The organism is Dactylosporangium sp. CA-233914, from assembly GCF_050942935.1.
GTDB lineage: Bacteria > Actinomycetota > Actinomycetes > Mycobacteriales > Micromonosporaceae > Dactylosporangium.
This window is the reverse complement of record NZ_CP192030.1, coordinates 7,061,707-7,082,712: the sequence shown is the minus strand read 5'-3', so window position 1 is coordinate 7,082,712 and position 21,006 is coordinate 7,061,707. Positions and strand designations below refer to the sequence as shown.

Here is a 21,006-nt window from a genome sequence, read left to right as displayed (position 1 = left end):
CAGCCCGTTCCTCACGCGGTTCCGGACCGTTCCTGACGCGGTTCCGGCCCGCTTCTCGCGCGTCCAGCCCATTTCTGACGCGTCCCGGCCCGTTCCTCACGCGGTTCCGGACCGTTGCTGATGCGGTTCCGGCTCGCTTCTCGTGCGGTTCCGGCCCGTTGCTGACGCCTCAGGGGCCGCCCGCCGCGGCGGCCCCTGAGTGAAATCCTCACCGCCAGCCGCCCGCCCGTGAGCGGGTGCGGCGCAGCAGCCAGAAGAAGCACGGCCCGCCGACCAGCGCGGTGAGCACGCCCAGCGGCAGCTCCTGATACTCCACGATGGTACGCGCCGCCAGGTCGCCGGCGACGAGCACGATCGCGCCGCCCAGGGCGCTGGCTGGCAGCACGGCCCGGTGGCCGGGGCCGGTGACCATCCGCACCAGGTGCGGCACCACCAGCCCGATGAAGCTGATGATCCCCGTGAACGCGACCCCGCCCGCGGTCAGCAGGGCCGTCACGGCGATCAGCGTGAGCCGGAACCGCTCGACGGGCACGCCGAGGTGCCGGGCCGGGCCGTCGCCGAGCGCGAGCAGGTCGAGCCGGCGCGCCCCGGCCGCGGACGCGGCCAGCCCGGCGGCCACGCACGGCGCGACGACGGCCACCGCCGCCCAGCTGGCCTGGGCGAGGCTGCCGAGGTTCCAGAACGCGATCGCCCGCACGCCGTCGTCGTCGGTGAGGAACATCAGCAGGCCGAGGACCGCCCCGGCCGCCGCGTTGACGGCGATCCCGGTGAGCACCAGGGTGACGACCTCGGCCCGGCCGCCGGCCTGCGCCAGGGCGTACACCAGCAGCGCCGTGAGCAGCCCGCCCGCGAACGCGCACGCGGCGACGGTCCAGTTGCCGAACAGGCTGAGCCCGGTGACGATCGCCGCCGCGGCCCCGACCGCCGCCCCGGACGAGACGCCGATGATGGCCGGCTCCGCGAGGGGATTGCCGGACAGGCCCTGCATGAGCGCGCCCGCGCACCCCAGCGCCATGCCGACGAGCACCCCGAGCGCGACCCGCGGGAACCGTACGAACCACAGGGCGTTGTCACCCTGTACGACGCTGGGGCGCGGCCCGACGGGGATGCCGAGGTGGTGCAGCAGCGATCCGACGACCTCGTCCGGCGGCACCCGCACCTGCCCCGTCCCGGCCGCGACGAGACACAGCACGACGAGCGCGACGCCGAGCCCGCCGATGAAGACCGGGTTCTTCTTCACGGGGCTCACCCGCACGAGGTGGTGACGGCGCGGGCGAGGGCGCGGACCGCCTCGCCGACTCGGGGGCCGAAGCTCAGCAGCACGCCGTCGGCCATGTCGACGACGCGGCGGGCGGCTCCGGCCGGGGTCTGGGCCACGCCCGGCAGGCGCAGCAGGCCCTCGACGCCGCCGACCGAACTCAGGCCCTCGGTCATCACCAGGATGACGTCCGGCGCCGCGTTGATGAGGCCCTCGCTGGTCAGCGGGCGGAACCCGGTCAGCCCGATCGCGGTTCCGGCGTCCTGGGCGCCGATCGCCTCGATCATCGCGTCGGAGCCGGCGCCCTTGCCGCCCATGAGGTACACGCCGGCGGCGCCGCGCACGTAGAGGAACGCGACGCGCAGCGGGGTCCCGCCGGTCCGGGTCACGCGGGCGGCGGCGATGTCGGCCTCGACCCGGCGTACGAGCTGCTCGCCCGCGTCCGGCACGCCCAGGGCGGCGGCGACCGACCGGATGTGGCCGGAGACCCCGGGCAGCGTCTGCTGGTCGTCGACGAAGACGACCGGGATGCCGGAGCGGCGCAGCTGCGCGATGACCTCGGCCGGGCCGATGCTCTTGTCGGTGATGACGACGGTCGGGTTCAGTTTGAGCACGCCCTCGGCGGACAGGTCGTGGCCGCTGGGCGTGACCAGCGGCAGGTGCGCGGCCGACGGGAACGTGGTGGACGTGTCGCGGCCGACGACCCGGTCACCGAGGCCGAGGCTGAACACGATCTCGGCGATCGACCCGTAGAGGTTGACCGGCAGGATCCGGCTCGCGTCCGTCACCGTGACCCGCTGGCCGTCGGCGGACTCGACGGTGACCGGCAGCGCGGGCCTGGGCTTGCCGGGCAGCGGCGTGATGTCCTCGCCGTCCACGCGGGCCGTCGCCGGCCCGCAGCCCGCGGTGCCGCCGGCCTTCGGCGCGTCGACGGTCGTCGTCTGACCGGAGCAGGCGGCCAGTCCACTCAGGACGGTCAGGACGGCCAGCGCCGCGGCGGCGAGGCGGTTCGGGCGGGTCATGCTGCGGCCTTTCGGGTGCGGCGGCGGCGCACGGCCGCGCGGATGACGAGAACCAGCAGGCCGAGCCCGGTGGCGGCGGTCAGGGCCGTCCACCAGTGGTTGGCCGACTGGCTGGCGCTGGTGCGGGTCAGGGTCAGGTCCGCCGGTCCGGCGGGGGCCGGTGCGCCGGACGGGGGCAGCGCGCCGGACTCGACGGCCGGTGGAGCGGACGCGGACCCGGTGGCCGGCGCCTGGGCCGATCCGGTCGCGGCCCTCGTCGTCGCCCGGGCGGCCGGGGCCGTGGTGGCCGGTGGTGGCGGGCCGGTGGTGGCGAAGGTGGCCGGCACGCGGGCGTCCTGGGTGCGGTCGCTCGTGCGGGTGTGGTCGGCCCGGGTCGCCACGGCGCAGCGGGTCGTGCGGCAGTCGACGCCGTCGGCCAGGGCGGCGCTCAGTCGCAGGGTCACCCGGAAGGTGCCGCCGGTGCCGTAGGGGACGGCGAGGCCCTCGCCGTAGGCCGGCGGGTTCGACGAGATCCAGTGGGAGGCGCCCGATCCGCCGGTCGTGTCGATGCCGCCGCCGCACGGGCTGGGCAGCTGGCCCGCGCCCTTGTCGACGCAGAAGGCGACGTAGATGCCCTTGGTGACGTCGTAGCCGGAGCCCGAGACGGTGACGGTCTCGCCGGCCGGGTCGAGGCCGGTCGTCTTCGACACCGTGAGCCACTGGCCGTTGGCGCCGGTGCCGGTGGTGTCCGCGGCCGCGGGCGAGGCCATGCCGAGGACGGCGGCCAGGCCGGCGATCGCCGCGAGGAACGATCCTGAGCGCATAGTTTGGTGAGGCTAACCTAACTGAAGCGCTTTCGGCATCAGTGAGATGGGTCGCAAGATTGCGGCGGCCGATGGATATCCGGCCGTAGTTAGGTAAGGCTAACCTAACACGATCATGGACGGGCGTACCGCCCTCGCGGTGCCTCGCGGCCTGGACAGCCGGCGCCGCGGGGCGGCACGCCCTGCCACCCATCTCCTGAGAGGTAACGGATGACGAAGACCAGACTACGCGCCGGCACGGGCCGGCATCGGGCGCTGCGCTGGGGCTCCGCGCTGGTGCTGGGCACGGCGGCGGCGTTCGCCACCGCCGCGCCCGCCGCCGCGGCGACCGATGTGGACAGTGGCTACCTCGACTGGGGCTTCAAGGCGTCGTTCCGCGCCTACGTCTCCACCGGCAACGGCACGCCACCGATCGGGGCCGGCAACGGCGCGACGATCAACGGCAACGGCACGTTCCGGTTCCCGGTCACCGGCGGCAGCCACGACGCGGCGACGGGGGCGACGAGCGTCAACTACGGCGGCACGGTCACGTTCTCGTACCCGGCGCACTTCTTCAGCATCACCATGGCCAACCCCACGGTGCAGCTCGACGGCGCGACCCGGGTCCTCAAGGCCGACGTCGACCTCACCACGACCGGCGGCGGGTTCGAGCCCGTCCACGTCGTGCAGGCCGTCGTGGCCACCATCGGCGCCGGCGACCCGGTCGTCGACGGCACCAGCGTGACGTGGACGAACCTGTCCGCCACGATGACGGAGACGGGCGCGTCGGCGTTCGCCGGCTTCTACACCGCCGGCTCCGCCCTCGACCCGCTGTCGAGCTCGCTCACGCTGGCCGGCGGCGGCGACCCGGGCAACCCCGGGAACCCGGGCGGCGGCACGGCCAGCCAGGAACTCGCGGTCGAGGTCCCGGGCGGCCCGCTGACCCTGTCGTCGGCGGGCGGCACAGTGGCCCTGACGGGCGCCAGCATCGGCGGCACCGCCACCGGTGCCCTCAACCCCAGCACGGTGAGCGACCTGCGCGGCACCAACGCCGGCTGGAACCTCGTCGGCCAGGTCGAGGACTTCACGGGCGACGCCGGTACCATCGGCGCCGACCAGCTCGGCTGGGCCCCGACCGCGACGGCCGCGCCCGGCGCGGGCACCGTCGCCGCGGGCGGCGCCGCCACCGGCCTGAACACCGGCCGGACGCTGTGCAGGTCCGACCCGGGCGCGAGCTCGGGCGTGTTCACGTGCGGCGCCGGCCTCACGCTGAACATCCCGGCCACGACCAAGCCGGGCGGCTACACCGCGACCCTCACCCTCACGCTGTCCTGACCGCGTGAGGATGCCGGCCCGGCCCGGTGCCGGGCCGGCATCCAACGCCGAATCTCACAACGCCGAATCCCCCGAAGGCCGAGAATGTTCACACGCGCCATCGCGGTGGCCGCCGTCGCCGCCGCCCTCCTCGCCGGGCTGCCCGGCCCCGCGTTCGCCGACGAGCAGGGCTGGTCGGTGCAGCCCGCCGGCTCCTCGGCCAACCGCAGCTACTTCGTCTACGACGCGGCCCCGGGCCAGCAGATCGACGACGTCGTGCGGATCACCAACCGGGCATCGGTGCCGCAGACCTTCGCGGTGTACGGCACCGACGCCTACACCACCGTGGACGGTGCCTTCGACCTGCTCCCGGCCAGCCGCCGGCCCACCGACACCGGCGCCTGGATCACCCTCGGCCAGCGCGCCTACACCGTCGCCGCCGGTGCGTCCCTCGACATTCCGTTCCGGCTGAGCGTGCCGGCCAACGCCGGCCCCGGCGACCACGCCGGCGGCGTCATCGCCTCGGTCGTGAGCCAGCAGAGCACCGGTGACGGGGCCCGCGTCAACGTCGACCGCCGCGTGGCCGCCCGCGTCTACCTGCGCGTCGCCGGCCAGGCGAGGCCGGCCGTGCGGGTCGAGACGGTGACGGTGTCGTACGACAACCCGCCCCACCCGTTCGCCGGCAGCACGATGACGGTGACGTACCGGCTGCACAACACCGGCAACCTGCGGCTGTCCGGGGCCGCCCGGCTCAGCGTCACCGGACCGTTCGGGCTCGGCCTGGGCCGCACGCCCGACATCGCCGTGCCCGAGCTGCTGCCCGGCGCGAGCATCACCGTGACGGAGCGCATCGCCGGGATCGCTCCGGCCGGGCCGCTGACCGCGCGGGTGGTCCTCGACCCGGCGACGGCGGACGGCCCGCTGGCGTCGGTCGAGCGGTCATCGACGCTCTGGGCGGTGCCGTGGACGGCCCTCATCGCCGTCGCGCTCGTCGTGCCGGCCGTCCTCTGGCTGCGCCGGCGCCGCCGCCGCGCCGCCGCGGCGCAGTGAGCCGCGTGCCCCGCGCCGCCGTCGTCGCCGCCCTGGTGCTGGCCTCGACCGGCGGCGCCGCGCCCGCGTGGGCCCGGGAGCCTTCGACGACGGTACGCGTCCAGCCGGCCGCCGGCTCCGACCCGCCGCGGCTCACGGTCCGGCTCGAGGGCTGGCCGCCGGCAACGGTCACCATCGCCGTGTGCACCGACCGGCCGGACGGTGGATGCGCGTTTCCGACCGCGGTGCAGGCCGGCATCGGGGCCGACGGGAGCGCCTCGGCCACCCTGCCCGCCGTCGCGCCGCCGACCGGCTGCCCGTGCGTCGTGCGGGTCCGGGCGCTGTCCGGGGTACCGACGCAGACCGCCGCGGTGGCGCTGACCGCGACCCCCGCCGCGGCCCGGCCCGCCGCGGACGCCCCGCGGCCCCTCGCCATCACCCGCGTCACCGTCCACGGTGGATGGCAGTGGGCCGCCCTCTTCGGCGGCCCGGCCCGCCGTGAGGCCGCCGTCACCGTCCGCAACACCGCGCCGGTCGCCGTCACCGGTTCGACCGTCACCGTCACCGCCGGCCGCGGCGAGCACCCGACCGGGATGGTGGCGCCACCGGAGCTCGGGACGCTGGCGCCCGGCGAGGAGCGGACCCTGCGGGTGCCGGTCACGCTCCCCGCGCCCGCCGCCGGCACCTACACGGTGCACGGGGAGATCGACCCGTACGGCCCGCTCGGCCCCGCCGGCGCGACGGTCGTCTTCCACGCCGAGACCACCGCCCAGCCCTGGGGCCTGACCGCAGTGCCGGCCGCGGCGCTGATGGTGGTTGCCCTGCGCCAGATACGGAAGCGTCCGGGATCGGGCTCTGTCTCGTTACCGACCGTGGCGGCGCCGTAACGTTCATACCGTGGACCGGCATCGACCCCGTCGACTCTCGCGGAGTACACCGTGTCCGATAAAGATTACCGCCACGCCGTCGTCCTCGGCGCCAGCATCGCCGGCCTCACCGCCGCCCGGGTGCTGCTCGACTCGTTTGACCGCGTCACCGTCTTCGACCGCGACACCCTGCCCGGCGGCCCCGCCAACCGCCGCGGGGTGCCGCAGGGCGAGCACGCCCACGGCCTGCTCGCGCGCGGCCGGGCGGTGCTGGAGGAGCTGTTCCCCGGCATCGTCGCCGACCTCGCCGCGCAGGGTGCCGTACCACTGGACATCCAGCGCGACGTCGTGTGGGTCTTCGGCGACCGGCCCGCGCCCCGCACCGAGTCCGGCCTCGCCGGCCTGTGCGTCAGCCGCGCGACCCTGGAGGCGGCCCTGCGCCGCCGCGTCGCCGCGCTGCCCGGCGTCACCGTCCTCGACGGCCACGAGGCGTCCGGGCTGACCTTCGACGGCACCCAGGTCACCGGCGCGACCGTGCGCCCCGTCGCCGGCGGCGTCGAGCACGAGGTCCACGGCGACCTCGTCATCGACGCGACCGGGCGCGGCAACCGCGGCATCGCCTGGCTCGCCGAGCTGGGCTTCGCGCCGCCGGAGCAGGAGCGCATCGACGCCGGCACCGTGTACGTCTCGCAGGACTACCGGCGCGTCCCCGGCCGCGAGGACTTCGCCGCGATCCTCAACGCGCCCGGCGGCCCGCAGCGCCCGTACGGCGGCATCGCCATCGGAGTCGACGGGGACCGCTGGATGGTCACCCTGCTCGGCGTCGGCCCCGGCCAGGCCCCGCCCACGGACCCGGACGACTACACCGCCTTCGCCGCCAAGCTGCCCGACCCGCGCCTGCACCGGCTGCTGCTCGAGGCCGAGCCGCTCGGCGACCCGATGCGGCTGCGGCTGCCGGGCAGCGTGCGGCGCCGCTACGAGCGGCTGACCCGGCTGCCGGAGCGGTTCGTCTCGCTCGGAGACGCGCTGTGCAGCTTCAACCCGGCGTACGGCCAGGGAATGACGGTCGCGGTCGCCCAGGCGCGCGAGCTGGGGCGGGCGCTGCGGCACGGGGCGGACGGCCTGCCGCGCCGCTTCTACGCGCGGGCGGCGAAGGTCATCGACGTGCCGTGGGACATGTCGGCCGGCGGCGACCTGGCGTATCCGCACGTCGAGGGCCCGCGCACCCGCCGCACGGAACTGATCAACGGCTACGTCGCCAAGGTCCAGGCCGCGACCGGACACGACGCGGCGGTCGCCCGGCGGTTCCTGGAGGTCACCAACCTCATGCGCCCGCCGCAGTCGCTGATGACCCCGCCGATGCTGGCCCGCGTCCTGCGCCGCCGCCCGGTGCCGGCCCCGGCCGCCGACCTGCCGAGGGAGGTCGCGGTGGGCTGAGCGGTCCCGGCCTGTATATCGTGCGGGGCGTGATTCGGGTGCTGCTCGCGGACGACCATCAGCTCGTCCGCACCGGGTTTCGGGTCATCCTCGAGACGGAGGACGACCTCACCGTGGTCGGGGAGGCCGCCGACGGGCGGCAGGCCGTCGAGCTCGCCCGTACCACGCCCGCCGATGTGCTGCTCATGGACGTCGAGATGCCCGGGCTGGACGGGCTGGCGGCGACCCGGGAGATCACGGCCGCCGGGGCGGCACCCGCGGTACTGATCCTCACGACCTTCGACCGCGACGACTATCTCTTCGCGGCGCTGGAGGCCGGGGCCAGCGGGTTCCTGCTGAAGAACGGCACGCCCGAGGCGCTCGTCGACGCGGTGCGGGTCCTCGCGCGCGGGGACGCGCTGCTGGCCCCGGAGCTGACGCGGCGGGTCATCGCGGCCTTCGCACGGCCCGGGCGGCGCGCGGCCGGCGGCGGTGAGCAACTGCTCGCCGAGCTCACGCCGCGGGAGCGGGAGGTGCTGGTGGAGCTGGCCGGCGGGGCGACCAACGCGGAGATCGCCGCCCGGCTGCACCTGGGCGAGGCGACCGTGAAGACGCACGTCAGCCGGGTCCTGACGAAACTGCGGCTGCGGGACCGGACCGCCGCCGTGGTGTTCGCCTACGAGCACGGCGTGGTGACGCCGGGTCCGTCGCGCGACGGACCCCGCGGGTAAATCGTCAGCCGGATTCGCCCGGGCGCCCGAGCGCCTACCGTGATCATCATGAGCGACGCACTGCGGGTGGAGGAGGTCAACCGGCGCTTCGGCGACCGGCCGGTGCTCTCGGACGTCACGTTCGACGTGCGGGCCGGGCGCATGACCGGGTTCGTCGGGGCCAACGGCGCCGGGAAGACCACGACGATGCGGATCATCATCGGGGTGCTGGCCGCCGACTCGGGATCGGTCACCTGGCGGGGCGCCCCGCTGGACAAGCAGGAGCGGCGCCAGATCGGCTACATGCCGGAGGAGCGCGGGCTGTACCCGAAGATGAGCGTCCGCGAGCAGCTGGTCTACCTCGGCCGGCTGCACGGGCTGTCGCCGGAGCGGGCGAAGGGCAACACCGCGGACCTGCTGGAGCGGCTCGGGCTCGGCGAGCGCGCCGACGACCCGCTGCAGCAGCTGTCGCTGGGCAACCAGCAGCGCGCGCAGATCGCTGCGGCACTCATCCACGACCCGGTGCTGCTCGTGCTCGACGAGCCGTTCTCCGGGCTGGACCCGCTCGCCGTCGACGTCGTGGTCGGCGTGCTGCGGGAGCGCACGTCGGCCGGGGTGCCGGTGCTCTTCTCCAGCCACCAGCTCGACGTCGTCGAACGGCTCTGCGACGACCTGGTCATCATCGCCGGCGGGCGGATCCGCGCCACCGGCACCCGTGACGAGCTACGCACCCGCTACGCCGAGCCGCGCTACCAGCTGCGCGTCGACGGCGACGCCGGCTGGCTGCGCGACCAGGCCGGGGTCACCGTCGTCGACCTCGACGGCGACCGGGCCGTGTTCGACCTCGCCGAGACCGCGGACGACCAGGTCGTCCTGCGCGAGGCGCTGGCCCGCGGCCCCGTTCGCTCGTTCGGCCCCGTCGTTCCCTCGCTCGCCGAGATCTTCCGAGAGGTGACCCAATGAACCTGGTGGAGGCGGTTCGCCTTGTCGCCGCGCGCGAGCTCAAGGTGAAGTTGCGCGACAAGACGTTCCTGTTCAGCACCCTGTTCTTCCTGGTCCTCGCGCTCGGCTCGATGGTGCTGCCGGCCATGTTCGCGGGCGGGCCGTCGTCGGTGGCGGTGGTGCAGGCCTCGCCGTACGAGCCGGCGCTGCGCGCGGCCGGGCTCGAGGTCAAGGTCGCCGCCGACCCCGAGAAGGTCGTGCGCGACGGGGACGCCGACGCCGCGGTCGTGGACCGGGGCGGCAAGCCCGAGGTGCTGGCGATGAAGTCCGCGCCCGGTGACATCGTCCGGGCACTGTCGGTCGCGCCCGACGTACGACTGCTGGATCCCGATGCCGTCGACGAGGTGGCCGCGTTCCTCATCCCGTTCGTATTCGCGATGGTCTTCTTCTTCACGTCGCTGACCTTCGGCCTGCAGATCGCGCAGAGCGTGACCGAGGAGAAGCAGACCCGGATGGTCGAGATCCTCGTCGCGGCCGTGCCGGTGCGGGCCCTGCTCATCGGCAAGGTCCTCGCCGGCGGCGCCCTCGCGCTGGCCCAGGTCGCGCTGATCGCGGCGGTGAGCGTGGCCGGCGCGCAGTTCACCGACGGCGGGGACGCGCTGCTGCCGCTGCTGGGCCCGGCGATGAGCTGGTTCATCCCGTTCTTCGTGCTGGGCTTCGTGATGCTCGCCTCGCTGTGGGCCGCCGTGGGCGCGCTGGTGAACCGGCAGGAGGACATCGGCGGTGCGGGCATGCCCGTCCAGCTCGCGGTGATGCTGCCGTTCTTCCTGGTCATCTTCCTGCAGGACAACCCGCTGGTGATGCGGATCCTGTCGTACGTGCCGCTCTCCGCGCCCACCGCGATGCCCGTGCGCCTCTTCGACGGCTCCGCGGCCGGCTGGGAGCCGTTCGTGTCCCTGGTGGTCCTCGCCGCCGCGACGGCCGGGGCGTTGCTGGCCGGGGCCCGCCTCTACGAGGGCTCGCTGCTGCGGACCAACGGCCGCACGTCCTGGGCCGCCGCGTGGCGCGACCGGGAGCTGCGCAGCGTCTGAGCGGCCGGGGTCGCCCCGTAGAATCCGGCGCCATGGGCGGGCTGGTGTTCACGGGCGGGCCGATCTGGACGGGCGACGGGGCGCGCCCCGAGGCCCTCGCGGCCGACGGGGGCCGGATCGTCGCGGTGGGCCGCCGCGCCGAGGTCGTCGCGGCGCTGGACGGCCGCCCGTACGACCTCGTCGACCTGGGCGGCCGCCTGCTCGTGCCCGGGCTGCACGACGCCCACGTGCACCCGGTCAGCGGCGCCCTCGAGCGGCTGCGCTGCGACCTGTCGGACCTGCACGACCGCGCGGCGTACGCGAGCGCCGTCGGCGCCTACGCGGCCGCCAACCCCGGCCGCGACTGGGTGACCGGCGGCGGCTGGTCGATGTCGGCCTTCCCCGGCGGCCTCCCGCGCCGCGAGGACCTCGACGCCGCCGCCCCCGGCCGCCCGGTCTTCCTGCCCAACCGCGACCACCACTCCGCGTGGGTCAGCTCCGCCGCCCTGGCCCGCGCGGGCATCGACGCGTCGACGCCGGATCCGCGCAACGGCCGCATCGAGCGCGACGACGACGGCTCTCCTTCAGGTGTACTGCATGAGGCCGCGATGGACCTCGTGGCCCCGCTGCTGCCGCAGGATACCGACGCCGACTACGACCGGGCGCTCGAGGAGGCCCAGCGGTACCTGTTCTCCCTGGGCGTCACCGGCTGGCAGGACGCGATCGTCGGCGCCTATGCCGGCGCCCGCGACCAGTTCGGCACCTATCTGCGCGCCGAGCGCGAGGGCCGGCTGCGCGCGCGGGTCGCCGGTGCCCTGTGGTGGGAGCGCGATCGCGGCGCCGAGCAGATCGAGCGCTTCGTCCAGCGCCGCGCCGAGGCCGGCCGGGGCCGCTTCCGCACCGGCATCGTGAAGATCATGCAGGACGGGGTGGCCGAGAACTTCACCGCCGCCATGCTGCAGCCCTACGTCGGCAAGGGCTTCTGCGGCACGTCCAACGTGGAACCCGCCGCCCTGAAGGGATTCGTCGCCGAGCTGGACCGCGCCGGCTTCGCGGTGCACTTCCACGCGATCGGCGACCGCGCGGTCCGCGAGTGCCTCGACGCGGTGGAGGCCAGCGGCGGCACCCGGCGCCATCACATCGCGCACCTGCACGTTGTGCACCCCGACGACGTCCCCCGCTTCGCCGCCCTCGGCGTCACCGCGAACATCCAGGCCCTGTGGGCCACCCACCACGAGCAGAACGACACCCTGTGCGTGCCGTTCTTCGGCGCCGAACGGGTCCCGCACCAGTACCCGTTCGGCGCCATCGCCCGCTCCGGTGGCCGCCTGGCGGCCGGCAGCGACTGGCCGGTGTCGACTCCCGACCCGTGGCCGGCCATCCACGTCGCCGTCCACCGCACCGAGCCGCCCGGCTCCGCCGAGTCCGCGTGGCCGGCCGCGCAGACCCCGATGCTGCCGGAGCAGGCGCTGACGCTGGAGCAGGCGCTGACCGCGTACACGGCCGGCTCCGCCTACGTCAGCCACCTCGACGACGAGACCGGGACCCTGACCCCCGGCAAGGCCGCCGACCTGGTCGTCCTGGACCGCGACCCGTTCCGGCCCGACGCCGAGCTGCACGCCGTTCGGGCCGACCTGGTGTTCGTCGACGGCACCGTGGTCCACGAACGGTGAACCTGCTGCCTCCTTCGCCCGACTCTGCTGGGTGAGGGAGGCGGGAATGACTGACGAACTGCTGGTGGTCCGCTGCCAGCTCGGCGAGCGGGACGCGTCCGCCGCCCTGGTGCGGGCCTGGCACGACCCGGTGTCGGCGTACGCGCGGCGCATGCTGCCGTCCGCCGACACCGGCGACGTGGCGCAGGAGGTGTGGCGGGCGACGGGCGCATCACCGAGACACGGTCGGCGGCGAATTGTCCGGGCGGGCGTGGGCGGCACCCGACGGGGTGAGCGCAGGGGCCGACTCAGCCGATATGTTCGGGCCACGGCGGAGCCGGGGCGGGGCGGTGGATCGGGAAGCGGGCGCGGACGCGGAAGCCGGGGCCGCTCGTGCGGGCGCCGGTCTCCAGGGTGCCGGCGTGGGCGGCCACCCGCTCGCGCATGCCGATCAGGCCCAGGCCGCCCGCCGCCCTGCGGGTCGGGCCGCGGCCGTTGTCGGCGACGTCCAGCTCGAGCTCGTCGGCGTGGTAGCGGATGCGCACGTCCAGCTTCGTGGCGCCGGCGTGCTTCAGGGTGTTGGTCGCGGCCTCCTGGACGATGCGGTAGCCGGCCAGGGACAGCGACTCCGGCAGGTCGACGGCGTCGCCGAAGATGCCCAGGGAGGTCTCCAGGCCGGCGTGGCGGACCGAGTCGAGCAGCTCCGGGACCCGGTGCAGGCCCACCGCGGAGGGGGCGGTGGCCGGGGAGCCGTCGGTAGAGACCGGCAGGTCCGGGGGTGCGGACCGGCCGTGCGCATCCGGCGCGGCCCGGGAGGAGCCGGGCTCGGTGCGGACCGCCGGGGACGACGGTGGCGGGGAGGGCGGCGGGTCGCGCCGGGGGTGGTCGGAGTTGCGCAGGAGGCCCAGCATCCGGTGCAGTTCGTCCACCGCGGTCCGGGCGCTCTGCTCCACCGCTGACAGGGCCTGTTTGGCCTGGGGCGGGTTGCGGTCGAAGACCCTCCGGGCCGCCGAGGCCTGCACGCCCATCACCGAGACGTGGTGGGCCACGACGTCGTGCAGCTCCCGGGCGATGCGCAGCCGCTCGTGCAGGACCGACCGGGCGGCCTCCTCCTCGTGCGCGGCGAGCAGTTGCTTCGACTGGTCCTCGATCTGGCAGCGGCGCCGCTCCGCGGTCCACGCGATCTCGCCGAAGTAATAGGCGAAGCCGAAGACCAGCACGTTGACCAGGACGCCGTTGACCGCGACGGCCAGGATCGGCGAGACCGGGCCGTCGGCGCCGGTGAACTCCGCGGCCGACAGCTGCGGGATGGCGATCAGGTAGGAGATGCCCAGCCAGATGAACATCGCGGCGATGATGCCCGCGCGCAGCCAGGACGAGCGGCGGTGGTCGCGGCCCCAGGCGCCCAGGGTGTAGATCACCGCGAACAGCGAGCCCGCGCTCAGCTGGTGCTCGGGGGAGTGGCGGACCTGGCCGGCGATGTAGGCCGCGGCGACGAAGACCGCCACCGCGTCCGGCGCGCGGCGGCGCCAGCACAGCGGGAGGGTGACCAGGACCGTCCAGAGGAGCTGCTCGGCAAGCGGCGGCGGTGGTCCGAAGGCATAGGTGCCGGTGCTTCTGGTCAGGGTGAGGTTGAGCAGGGCCACGGCGGTGACGATCAGGCCGACGACGACGTCGATGCGCAGGCGGCGGGGGTCCGGGATCGCGCGCTGCCAGGCCTCGCCGACCAGGCTCTCGGTCATCCGTCCACCCCCGTCCCGTGGTTCTGCGGGGAGTCTACGGCGGGGGTGTGACGGTTTTTCGACGTCCGAATTGTCAAGCTATTGGGCGTTAGGAGGCATTTGTCCCGGCGGCGGTGCGTCCCAGGGCGCCTGCGGCGCCTGACCACCCGGCGAAGGAGCGCCGGGCGCCGGGGACCCGGGGGAGGTAGCGCCAGGCGCGGGGAACCCGGGGGAGGTAGCGCCGGACGATGGGAACCCGGGGGAGGTAGCGCCAGGCGCGGGGAATCCGGGCGAGGCAGCGCCGGACGATGGGAACCCGGGGGAGGCGGCGCCGGGTGCGGGGAATCCGGGCGAGGGGGCGCCGGGCGTGGGGAACCCGGACGCGGGGGAGCCCGGCCCGGGAGGGAGCCCGAACCCGGGGCCGGCGGGCGGGAAGCCGGGGCCGGCCGCCACAGCGGCACCGGGCGAGGACGGCTTGCGTACCAGCAACGACACCACGACCAACGCGACCCCGATGGTGATGAGCATGGCATCGGCCACGAGATAGGCATTGCTGACCGTGTTGAACGTGTCGATGTCCAGGTCCCCGCCCGACGTCAGTGACCGCACATGCAGCACCCACGCGATGTTCGCCGCCTGGTCGGCCGCGATCAGCAGGCTCCCGGCCGCCGCCAGGATCCCGGACAGCGCCCCGAGCCGCCGCACGAGCAACAGCGCCATCAGCACCCCGGCCAGCCCGATGAGAATGACAGGCACGCGCAGCCCGACCTGCATCCCGACGGACAACGGCTCGACGCTCGACTCCATACGCCGGTACCCTACCGCCCGCGCCGAATACATCTAAACAACCCCACACCGCGACCGATTAGCAGGCCGGAGGGGGCGCGATGATCGGCTACGGCGTGTGGTCGCTGATGCTGCTCGCCGTGTACGTGACCGTCCCCGCCGCCATGGGCGCGGCCGCGCTGGCCATCACCGCCACCGCCGTCGTCGCGGTGATCCGGGGCGTCCGCGGGCACCGGCCGCGCCGCACGGACCCGTGGGTGCTGTTCGCGCTCAACTTCGTGACGTTCGCGATCGGCTCCGCGCTGGCGCAGGTCGTGGGCGGCTTCCCGTCGCTCGCCGACGCGTGGTACCTCGTCGTCTCCAGCCCGGTCCTCGTGCTCGCTCTGTGGCGTCTGAGCCGTCAGGGCACCGCCGTGCGCGACCGGGCCGGCGCCCTGGACGCGGCGATCCTCACCACCGCCGCGGGGTTCCTCGCCTGGGTGTACCTGATCGACCGCAACCTGCACCACGACGAGTTCGGCGTGGCGGCGAAGGCCGTCTCGATCGCGTACCCCCTGGTGGACCTGCTCGTGCTGGCGCTGCTGGCGCGCCTGGTCCTGGCGGTCCCGCGCAGCTGGTCCGTGGTCCTGCTCCTGGTGTCGATCGGCGGCCTGCTCGCCGGCGACGTGCTCTTCGGACTGCGCCGCCTGGCCGGCGACTGGACCGCCGGCACGTACGCGGACCTGCCGTGGCTCGGGTTCTACCTGGCCGGCGGGGCCGCCGCGCTGCACCCGTCGATGACCCGGCTGACGGAGCCGCGGGTGGGGCGGGCGCCCGTGGAGTACCGCCGAATCGTCCTGGGCGTCGCCTCGCTCATCGCCCCCGTGGTCCTGCTCGTTCAGGCGGTGCGCGGGCCCATCCACGACGGGGCGGTCGTCGCTGTCGCCTCCGGAGTGCTCATCGTCCTCGCGCTCGGGCGCATGTCGATCGCGGTGACCGGGCTGCGGCAAACCATGGCCCGCGAGCGGGAGCTGCGGCGGGCCTGCGAGCAACTGCTCAGCACGACCGACGAGGGGCAGGTGCGCGCGGCCGTGCACCGGGCCGTCGCGCGGCTGCTGGAGCCGGGCGCCGCGCACCGGGTCGTGTTCACGCTCGGCGCACCGGCCGGGCGGGCGGCGGGCCTGGCGTACGTGCGGGACCTGCCGGCCGAGGTCGCCGCCGGGCTGGCGGAGCTGGAGCTGGCGCTGTGCAGCCCGCTGTCGGTCGGCGACCGGGAGCTCGGACAGCTGTACGTCGCCGCCGCCGAGCCCGCCCTGCTCGACCTGCAGGAGGCGGTCCCGGTGCTGGCCGGGCAGGCCGCCAGCATGCTCGACCGGATCGCGCTCAACCGCGAGATCAACCACCTGGAGCGGCTGTACCTCGACCCGCTCACCGGCCTCGGCAACCGCCTGCGCTTCACCGACGCGCTGCAGGAGCGCCCGGACGCGGCCGTGCTCGTGGTCAACGTCGACGACTTCGGCGCGGTCAACGACGCCATGGGGCAGGAGGCCGGCGACCAGCTGCTGTCGGCCGTCGCCGAGCGGCTGCGGGGCGTGGCCGGCGACGAGGTGCTGGCCCGGCTCAACGCGGACGAGTTCGCCGTCACGGTGCCGGAAGGGGAGGGCTTCCCGCAGCGGGTGCTGGCCACGTTCGACGGGCCGTTCGTCGCCGGCGGCAGCGTGCTGCGGGTGACCGCCTGCGCCGGGGTCGGCGCCGACCTGGAGCAGGCCCGGATCGCGATGCAGGCGGCCAAGCGCGAGGGGACCGGGCGGTGGCGGCGCTACGAGGCCGAGCTGCACGCCCAGGTCGCGGCGCGCCGGCAGCTGCGCGCCCAGCTGGAGGGCGCGATCGAGTCGGGGCAGTTCCTGCTGCACTTCCAGCCGATCGTGGAGCTGGCCTCCGGGCGTACCGCCGGCTTCGAGGCCCTCGTGCGCTGGCACCACCCGCAGCGCGGCATGATCCCGCCGATCCAGTTCATCGAGCTGGCCGAGGAGACCGGCGCGATCGTGCGCCTCGGCGCGTGGGTGCTCGACCGCGCCGTGCAGACGGTGGCCGGTTGGCCGGAGGTGTACGTCAGCGTCAACGTCTCCGTCCGCCAGTTCCGCACCACCGGCTTCGTCGACCTGGTGCTCGCCACGCTCTCGCGGCATCGGCTCGCCCCGGACCGGCTCTACCTGGAGATCACCGAGAGCCTCCTGCTCGACGAGCACGACGAGATCACCGCCGACATCTCGCGCCTGCGGGCGGCCGGCATCCGAGTCTCGATCGACGACTTCGGCACCGGGTACTCGTCGCTGTCCTACCTGCACCGCGTCCCGGTCGACACGCTCAAGCTCGACAAGTCCTTCGTCGACACGATCGCGGTGTCGGACAAACAGCTGGCGCTGGTGCGCGGCATCGTGCAGCTCGCCGCGACGCTGCAGATGAGCGTCGTGGCCGAGGGGGTGGAGGCGCCCGCGGACGCCGACCTGCTGCGCGACATGGGCTGCCGGTTCGGGCAGGGGTACTTCTACTCCAGGCCAATGCCCGAGGCCGACGCCGCCGCGTGGCTGCGCCAGGACCGCGACCGCGTCCCCGGTTAGTTGTTGATGCCGGCCCGGGCCTCGCTGGTCAGGCGCTGGGCGCCCGGCGCCGTCGCATGTAATGCTCGATCGCCCCGCCCGGCAGTGAGTCCGCGACCGCCGACTGTACCGCCTCGCGCAGCCAGTTCGGCAGCGACGAGCCCAGGCTCATGCCGTTCTCGACCTGCCAGCCGTCGTCGCCGAGCTCGCCCGAGCAGTGCGACCTTTCCGGGCACGGCCTGCGACCGGATGCTGCCGTCGACGACGACGGCGGCCAGGCCGTACTCGAGCGCCCGCCGCGACCGGTCCGGGTGGTTGCGCAGCTGGCGCTGCTCCTCGGACTGGGTGGAGACGAAATATACGAAGCCGTACTCCCACTTCTCGCTCGCCATTCCGCGAATGGTGCCCCATGGCCTCAGCCGGTCGGGCCGATGTCGGCGCGGACCATCCGTCCCGGGTCCCCCGATTGGATATTCGTAGGTTAACTACGTAGCATGTTTACGTAGGTAATCGACGGAGGTTGGCCCATGGAGGCGGTGACCCCCGCCGCGGCCGCCGCCGCCCGGGACCTGGTTGTGCTGTTCCGCAGGCTGCGCGCCCGCCTGCACCGGCTGCCCTCGGGCGACCTGACCCCGTCCCAGGCGTCGGTCCTGCTCCGCCTGCGCCGCGACGGCGCGTCCTCCACGACCGTGCTCGCGCTGGCCGAGGGGGTCCGCTCCCAGTCGATGACCGCGACCCTCAACGCCCTGGAGGAGCGTGGCCTGATCGAGCGCGCCCCCGACCCCGACGACGGCCGGCGGCACATCATCACGCTCAGCGAGGCCGGGCGGCGGCGCACGGCCGCGGACAAGCACGACCGCGGCGAGTGGCTGGCCCAGGAGATACAGCGGCGCTACAGCGAGGAGCAGCTCACCGTGATCAACGAGGCGCTCGCGCTGCTGGCCGAGCTCGGCGAGCAGTGACCGCGCCCGACCGGGCCGACCGGCGCCGCATCGCCCCGATGATCCTCGGGGCGATCATGAACCCGATCAACTCCTCCATCATCGCCGTCTCGCTGGTGCCGATCGGCCGGCGGCCTGCCGCGCACGTTCGCGTACCTCGGCGCCTTCTCCGGCGACACCGCCGAGACGTCCGGCTGCTCACCATCGCCGACCGGTCCCCGTCCCGCGCGGGACGGCCGGAGCCGGCCGCCGCCCAGGAAAGGAACACCGCATGCCCGTCCTGCTCGCCATGGACTTCCAGCAAGGCATCGCCGGTCGCCCGGAGTTCGCCCCCACGCTGGCCAACGCGGTCCGCGCGGTCGACGCCGCCCGCGCCGCCGGCATCCCGGTCATGTTCGCCCGCGTCGCGTTCCGCCCCGGCTACCCGGAGGTGTCCGCCGGCCACCCGATCTTCGGCCGCCTCCGCGACGCCGGCGACACGATGACCCAGGACCAGCCGGCCACCCAGATCCACCCGGACCTGGCGCCCCGCCCGACCGAGCCGGTGATCACCAAGCGCCGGGTGAGCGCGTTCGCCGGCAGCGACCTGGACGTCCTGCTCCGCGCCGCCGCGGCCGACCACCTGATCCTGGCCGGCATCTCCACGAGCGGCGTCGTGTTGTCGACGCTCCGCCAGGCCGCGGACCTGGACTACCGCCTGACGGTCCTGGCGGACGCCTGCGCCGACACCGACGAGGAGGTCCACCGGGTGCTGACGGAGAAGATCTTCCCCCGCCAGGCCGAGGTGACGACCACCGACGCCTGGATCAAGGGTTGACCACGATCGTTCCCTCGGTCCGGCGTCCGCGGGACTGCGGGGGGGCGTGCCGAGGCCGTACCGTGCTCGTCATGCGGGAGACGGACACCGCCGAACTGCCCCGTGCCGGCCGGCTGGATCGGCGTCGTGACCTGGCCTGGTGGCTGCTGACGCCGCTGGTCACGATCGTGGTGGCCCCGGTGTCCGCCGGAGTTCTCGGGCTGGTCGCACTGCTCGGAGACCAGAGCGACCAGCCACCGCCGCTGTGCGCGGCGGACCTGGCCGACAACGGCTGCGAGGAGACCACCCTCGGCGTTCTGGGCTGGCATGTACTGCTCTTCGCCGCGGTCTGGCTGTCGCTGTGGCTGGTCCCGTGGTGGCGCGGTCTACGCAGACTCCGGGTCGTGCTGGCCGTCATCGCAGCTGCCCTGCTCGTGCTCGCACCGATGTGGATGATGAGCTGAGCCCTCGGCGGCGAGGCCGCAGTGTCGGTGAGCCAGCCGCTGCCCAGATGCAGCGCGGTGTCGCTGACGACGTACTCCTCCTCGATTGGCAGCGCCGCCGGATCGTTTCGCAAGATTCTTTTCGGGCGGATGTCGAGACCGGGCGGGTGCCTCCGACCGATGGGTGAAGCGGGACAGGACCCGCACCCGGTTGAGAGGGCTGCCGAGATGAGCAAGGTTGTCGTTGACATGGCCGCGTCGGTGGACGGGTTCGTCGCCGGGCCGAATCAGAGTGCCGAGCAGCCGTTCGGGGAGGGGGTTGGCATGGCGCTGCATCGGTGGATGTTCGATGCGGCGGACGAGAACGCCGCTGAGATCGCCGCCCTCAATGATGCCGGGGCGTTCGTCATGGGGCGCAACATGTTCGGGCCGGGGCGCGGGGAGTGGGACCTGAGCTGGCAGGGGTGGTGGGGCGAGGACCCGCCGTACCACGTGCCGGTCTTCGTGCTGACCCACCACGAGCGCGGGCCGCTGCCGATGGCCGGGGGCACCACATTCCACTTCGTGACCGGCGGGGTCCACGAGGCGCTGAAGCTGGCCCGGGACGCGGCGGGGGAGCGCAACGTCCACGTCGCCGGTGGGGCCGCGACCGCCAACCAGTTCCTGGCCGCCGGGCTCGTCGACGAGGTGCGACTGCACGTCGCGCCGGTGCTGCTCGGCCGGGGCGAGCGGCTGTTCGACGAGGTCGGGCTGACCCGGTTGACGCAGGTCGAGGCGCGCCAGACCGAGCTCGTCACGCACCTGCGCTACGCCGTCAGCCGGGACTGACGGCGTAGCGCGAGGCCAGGGATCAGGCGAACTGCGCGAGCAGCGCCGCGGGGGCGGGCTGCACCTCGGCGGCGGCCGGCTTGGTGATCGTGACCGGCTTGCCGAAGTCGCTGAACGTGGACACGGACGATGTCGCCGGGACCTGGCCGGCGGCAGGCATCGTCATCTTCATCGAGGTGAGGTAACCGTCGGCGCCGACCGACGCCTCGAACGGCACAGACTTCGCGGCGGCGCCCATCTGCTGGATCAGGGCGGCGCTGGAGGCCGGGAGGTTGCGCTTGGTCAGGTCGAGCGTGCCCTTGTACGCGCCCGCGCCGGTCTTCTCGACCGTGACGAGCGCGTCGTTGATGCCCTTGATGTTGGCCGGGTCGTCCGGGTTGAGGCCCAGCTTGCTCAGCGACGTCTTGGAGCCGTCGATGTACATCCACTTCTTCGGGTCGACGCCCGGTAGCGGCAGGCCCATCTTCAGGTACAGGTCGGTGCCTACGACGATGACCTCGGCGTCGATGTTCTGGCTCTGCGCGGTGATGGTCATCTTGCCGCTGTTGGCCTTGTTGGCCGGGTCGCTCGAGCCGGTCAGCTTGGCGGAGGAGACGGTGCCCGTCTCGGTCGTCGCCGTGTAGGCGAGCGGGACGCCGCTGACCTTCTTGAAGGCGTCGGCCAGCTCGGTCTTCGCGTCGGCCGACGGCGACACCTGGACGCTGGTCGATGCGCCGGACGCCGGAGCGGACGATTCGTTGTCCTTCTTGTCGCCGCAGGCCGCGGTGACGGTGAGCGCGCCGGACAGCACGACGGCCAGCAGCGCGGCTCGTGTGGACTTCATGAAAGAACTTCCTCCCAGTGAGCGGCCC

The 21,006-nt window shown here is 74.1% G+C and carries 20 protein-coding genes; 13 read left to right on the top strand and 7 right to left on the bottom strand.

All coding sequences use genetic code 11. The features are described 5' to 3' along the window. Window positions 1-208 precede the first annotated feature (208 nt). The 3 genes from ACQPY0_RS31790 to ACQPY0_RS31780 are packed head-to-tail and all read right to left on the bottom strand — an operon-like array spanning window position 209 to window position 3,083. Window positions 209-1,240 (bottom strand): FecCD family ABC transporter permease, encoded by a 1,032-nt coding sequence (locus ACQPY0_RS31790; RefSeq protein ID WP_432968632.1) that lies wholly within the window; start codon window positions 1,238-1,240, stop codon window positions 209-211. 5 nt (window positions 1,241-1,245) lie between these two features. Further along, window positions 1,246-2,280 (bottom strand): heme/hemin ABC transporter substrate-binding protein, encoded by a 1,035-nt coding sequence (locus ACQPY0_RS31785; protein WP_432968629.1) that lies wholly within the window; start codon window positions 2,278-2,280, stop codon window positions 1,246-1,248. Beyond that, window positions 2,277-3,083: a hypothetical protein gene (locus tag ACQPY0_RS31780; protein WP_432968626.1), complete on the bottom strand. Its 807-nt coding sequence runs from the start codon at window positions 3,081-3,083 to the stop codon at window positions 2,277-2,279. Before ACQPY0_RS31780 ends, ACQPY0_RS31785 begins: the two co-directional genes overlap by 4 nt. Window positions 3,084-3,293: 210 nt before the next feature. Here ACQPY0_RS31780 and ACQPY0_RS31775 point away from each other — a divergent pair, with 210 nt between their 5' ends. The 8 genes from ACQPY0_RS31775 to ACQPY0_RS31740 all read left to right on the top strand — a co-directional run bounded on the left by ACQPY0_RS31775 (window position 3,294) and on the right by ACQPY0_RS31740 (window position 12,082). After that, complete coding sequence (locus ACQPY0_RS31775; protein WP_432968623.1) at window positions 3,294-4,397, top strand: HtaA domain-containing protein; 1,104 nt, start codon at window positions 3,294-3,296, stop codon at window positions 4,395-4,397. Between the two features lie 84 nt (window positions 4,398-4,481). Continuing rightward, window positions 4,482-5,426, top strand: coding sequence for a WxL protein peptidoglycan domain-containing protein (locus tag ACQPY0_RS31770; RefSeq protein WP_432968621.1), 945 nt, complete (start codon window positions 4,482-4,484; stop codon window positions 5,424-5,426). A 5-nt stretch (window positions 5,427-5,431) separates the two neighbouring features. Further along, complete coding sequence (locus tag ACQPY0_RS31765) at window positions 5,432-6,292, top strand: hypothetical protein (protein ID WP_432968618.1); 861 nt, start codon at window positions 5,432-5,434, stop codon at window positions 6,290-6,292. Between the two features lie 51 nt (window positions 6,293-6,343). Further along, window positions 6,344-7,708, top strand: coding sequence for an NAD(P)/FAD-dependent oxidoreductase (locus tag ACQPY0_RS31760; RefSeq protein ID WP_432968615.1), 1,365 nt, complete (start codon window positions 6,344-6,346; stop codon window positions 7,706-7,708). A 20-nt stretch (window positions 7,709-7,728) separates the two neighbouring features. Further along, on the top strand, window positions 7,729-8,418 hold the full coding sequence (locus ACQPY0_RS31755) for a response regulator (protein WP_432968612.1): 690 nt from the start codon (window positions 7,729-7,731) through the stop codon (window positions 8,416-8,418). A gap of 48 nt (window positions 8,419-8,466) precedes the next feature. Next, window positions 8,467-9,360, top strand: coding sequence for an ABC transporter ATP-binding protein (locus ACQPY0_RS31750; protein ID WP_432968609.1), 894 nt, complete (start codon window positions 8,467-8,469; stop codon window positions 9,358-9,360). After that, complete coding sequence (locus tag ACQPY0_RS31745; RefSeq protein ID WP_432968606.1) at window positions 9,357-10,430, top strand: ABC transporter permease; 1,074 nt, start codon at window positions 9,357-9,359, stop codon at window positions 10,428-10,430. Before ACQPY0_RS31750 ends, ACQPY0_RS31745 begins: the two co-directional genes overlap by 4 nt. 32 nt (window positions 10,431-10,462) lie before the next feature. Beyond that, a complete protein-coding gene (locus ACQPY0_RS31740; RefSeq protein WP_432968603.1) occupies window positions 10,463-12,082 on the top strand; it encodes an amidohydrolase in 1,620 nt (539 codons plus the stop codon). A gap of 287 nt (window positions 12,083-12,369) precedes the next feature. On the opposite strand, the gene ACQPY0_RS31735 is transcribed toward ACQPY0_RS31740, so the two are convergent. Continuing rightward, complete coding sequence (locus ACQPY0_RS31735; RefSeq protein WP_432968600.1) at window positions 12,370-13,803, bottom strand: sensor histidine kinase; 1,434 nt, start codon at window positions 13,801-13,803, stop codon at window positions 12,370-12,372. Window positions 13,804-13,881: 78 nt separating this feature from the next. After that, window positions 13,882-14,589 (bottom strand): hypothetical protein, encoded by a 708-nt coding sequence (locus tag ACQPY0_RS31730; protein WP_432968597.1) that lies wholly within the window; start codon window positions 14,587-14,589, stop codon window positions 13,882-13,884. Window positions 14,590-14,669: 80 nt separating this feature from the next. Here ACQPY0_RS31730 and ACQPY0_RS31725 point away from each other — a divergent pair, with 80 nt between their 5' ends. Continuing rightward, window positions 14,670-17,168 (top strand): putative bifunctional diguanylate cyclase/phosphodiesterase, encoded by a 2,499-nt coding sequence (locus ACQPY0_RS31725; RefSeq protein ID WP_432968594.1) that lies wholly within the window; start codon window positions 14,670-14,672, stop codon window positions 17,166-17,168. Here ACQPY0_RS31725 and ACQPY0_RS31720 read toward each other — a convergent pair. Continuing rightward, complete coding sequence (locus ACQPY0_RS31720) at window positions 17,165-17,539, bottom strand: hypothetical protein (RefSeq protein WP_432968591.1); 375 nt, start codon at window positions 17,537-17,539, stop codon at window positions 17,165-17,167. The genes ACQPY0_RS31725 and ACQPY0_RS31720 overlap by 4 nt on opposite strands. Before the next feature lie 135 nt (window positions 17,540-17,674). On the opposite strand from ACQPY0_RS31720, the gene ACQPY0_RS31715 reads away from it, so the two are divergent. The 4 genes from ACQPY0_RS31715 (at window position 17,675) to ACQPY0_RS31700 (ending at window position 20,155) form a co-directional block, all read left to right on the top strand. After that, a complete protein-coding gene (locus ACQPY0_RS31715) occupies window positions 17,675-18,109 on the top strand; it encodes a MarR family winged helix-turn-helix transcriptional regulator (RefSeq protein WP_432968588.1) in 435 nt (144 codons plus the stop codon). A 250-nt stretch (window positions 18,110-18,359) separates the two neighbouring features. Beyond that, window positions 18,360-18,905, top strand: coding sequence for a cysteine hydrolase family protein (locus tag ACQPY0_RS31710; protein ID WP_432968585.1), 546 nt, complete (start codon window positions 18,360-18,362; stop codon window positions 18,903-18,905). Between the two features lie 71 nt (window positions 18,906-18,976). Beyond that, window positions 18,977-19,348 (top strand): hypothetical protein, encoded by a 372-nt coding sequence (locus ACQPY0_RS31705; RefSeq protein ID WP_432968582.1) that lies wholly within the window; start codon window positions 18,977-18,979, stop codon window positions 19,346-19,348. A 207-nt stretch (window positions 19,349-19,555) separates the two neighbouring features. Then, on the top strand, window positions 19,556-20,155 hold the full coding sequence (locus ACQPY0_RS31700) for a dihydrofolate reductase family protein (RefSeq protein WP_432968579.1): 600 nt from the start codon (window positions 19,556-19,558) through the stop codon (window positions 20,153-20,155). 22 nt (window positions 20,156-20,177) lie between these two features. Here the strand turns inward: ACQPY0_RS31700 and ACQPY0_RS31695 are convergent, their stop codons facing one another. Then, entirely contained in the window at window positions 20,178-20,978 is an 801-nt protein-coding gene (locus tag ACQPY0_RS31695) for a hypothetical protein (RefSeq protein ID WP_432968576.1), read from the bottom strand. Between the last annotated feature and the right edge of the window lie 28 nt (window positions 20,979-21,006).